2 protein-coding genes are annotated in these 2,129 nt (G+C 69.6%); one reads left to right on the top strand and one right to left on the bottom strand.

All coding sequences use genetic code 11. The features are described from left to right. The coding region (locus tag E2651_RS42750; RefSeq protein ID WP_135336653.1) for a 5-dehydro-4-deoxyglucarate dehydratase at positions 1-936 on the bottom strand (936 nt) is incomplete at its 3' end. A 251-nt stretch (positions 937-1,187) separates the two neighbouring features. Here E2651_RS42750 and E2651_RS42745 point away from each other — a divergent pair. Beyond that, positions 1,188-1,997: an NAD(P)-dependent oxidoreductase gene (locus E2651_RS42745; protein ID WP_135336652.1), complete on the top strand. Its 810-nt coding sequence runs from the start codon at positions 1,188-1,190 to the stop codon at positions 1,995-1,997. The last annotated feature ends 132 nt before the right edge of the window (positions 1,998-2,129 follow it).

Raw genomic sequence — 2,129 nt, 5'->3', positions numbered from 1 at the left:
CAGCAACGCCCTGCCCCGCCCGGTCAGTTCGGCCAGACGCTTGACGTGGTCGTCGGCGGGGTCGTGCAGCGGCGTCCGCACCCCGCCGACGTCGAGTCCCGACAGGCGTACGCCCGCCTTGACGAGGGAGACGGCATAGCCGCGGCCTTCGGCTCGCAGCTCCACGAAGGGCCGGTAGAAGCCGTCGATGAGCCGGTTGACGAGGGCGTCGCCTTCGGCGGTCCCGGCGTTGAAGGCCCGGTGGAAGGCGAGCGCGATGTCGGGCGCGAAGCAGAAGACGGCCGATGAGTAGAGCGTCACGCCGATGCCGCGGTAGCTGAGCCCGGTCAGTTCGGCGGTGGGCAGACCGTTGAAGTACAGGAATTCCTCCGGGACTTCGCCGCGCACGGCGCTCACGATGCGCTGCATCAGGTCCATGTCGCCGAGGCCGTCCTTGAAGCCGATGATCCCGTCGGTGCGGGCGAGTCCGACGACCGTCTCGGGGGTGAACACGGCGTTGTCGCGCTGGTAGACGATCACGTCGAGGGAGGTCGCCGCGGCCAGTTCGGCATAGTGCCGCAACAGGCCCTCCTGCCCGGCGACGACGAGATAGGGCGGCATCGCGAGCAGCCCGTCGGCGCCCGCCTCCTCGGCGAGCTTCGCGTACCGCACGGCGAGCGCGGTGCCGTAGCCGGCGCCCGCGACCACCGGCACCCGGCCCGCCGACACCTCGACGGCGACGGCGACGCACGCCTCGTACTCCTCGGGGGTCAGGGCGTGGAACTCGCCGGTGCCGCAGCAGGCGAAGACGGCCGCCGCGCCCGCGTCGACGCCCGCGCGTACGTGCGCGCGGAAGACGTCGAGGTCCACGGAGCCGTCAGGGCCGTAGGCGGTCACCGGGAAGAACAGCGGCCCGCTGGGGATGCGGAGTCGAGCGGCGAGGGGTGCTGACGTCACGGGCTCTCCCTTAGCGTGCACGTTTCTGATCGACGTCCATATTTCTGAACGCGTCCACGCTAAGGTGCGCCCTAACCCCTGGTCAAGCGCGCAGGGGCGCAACAGAATCGCAATTCAGGAGCGGACTCGCCGCCTCCGTACGACACTTGACGCGGCGGTGATCCGATCCCTAGCTTGTCCACACATGTGAATGCTGTACGTGCATACGAATGCGCAGCTGACCCGAGTAGCTGACCCGAGGAGACTCCCCCATGCCCGCTCCCCGCACCGTCCTGCTCACCGGCGCCGCAGGCGGCCTCGGCACCCTGATGCGGGGTCTTCTGCCCGCCTACGGCTATGAGCTGCGGCTGCTCGACATGCGGCCGATCGAGGGCGAACCGGCGGCGATCGCGGCGGACCTCTCGGACCGGGCGGCGCTGCGCGAGGCCGTGCGGGGCGTCGACGCGATCGTCCATCTGGCGGGCATCTCCCTGGAATCCACCTTCGACAAGATCCTCAAGGCCAACATCGAGGGGACGTACAACCTCTACGAGGCGGCCCGCGAGGAGGGCGTACGCCGCGTCGTCTTCGCCTCCTCGAACCACGCGGTCGGCTTCACACCGCGCCCGGCCGGTGACGAGCCGCTGATCCCGGTCGACACACCGCGCCGCCCCGACACCTTCTACGGCCTCTCCAAGTCCTTCGGCGAGGATCTCGCCCAGCTGTACTGGGACAAGCACGGGATCGAGACGGTCTCGGTGCGCATCGGCTCCTGCTTCATGGAGCCGACGAGCGTGCGGATGCTGTCGATCTGGATGTCGCCGGGGGACGGCGCCCGCCTCTTCCACGCGGCGCTGACCGCTCCCGCGGTGGGGCATGCGGTGGTGTACGGGTCCTCCGCGAACACCCGGCTGTGGTGGGACCTGTCGTCGGCGCGTGCGCTCGGCTACGAGCCGCAGGACGATTCGGAGCAGTACGCGGAGAAGCTGGTCGCCGAGCACGGGGAGCTGGACCCGGAGAACCCCGAGCACGCTCGTCTGGGCGGCCACTTCTGCACGAACCCTCCGGTGTGGCCGTACTGATCTCAGGCCCGCCGCAGCTTCTTTCAGCCCGTCCGGCGTTTGGGGACGACTTCGGCGGAGCCGGTGATCTGGCGAGCCATGAGCCCGACGAAGTCGGAAAGTATCGGGAAGGGGCGGGGTTGGGGAAAGAAG

This window comes from Streptomyces sp. MZ04, from assembly GCF_004684775.1.
Lineage (GTDB): Bacteria > Actinomycetota > Actinomycetes > Streptomycetales > Streptomycetaceae > Streptomyces.
The sequence above is the reverse complement of the archived record's forward strand: the minus strand, read 5'-3'. Positions and strand labels throughout refer to the sequence as shown.

Excerpts from the sequence above, each read along its gene's own strand:
- E2651_RS42745 (WP_135336652.1), top strand. The coding sequence starts at position 1,188 with ATGCCCGCTCCCCGCACCGTCCTGCTCACCGGCGCCGCAGGCGGCCTC.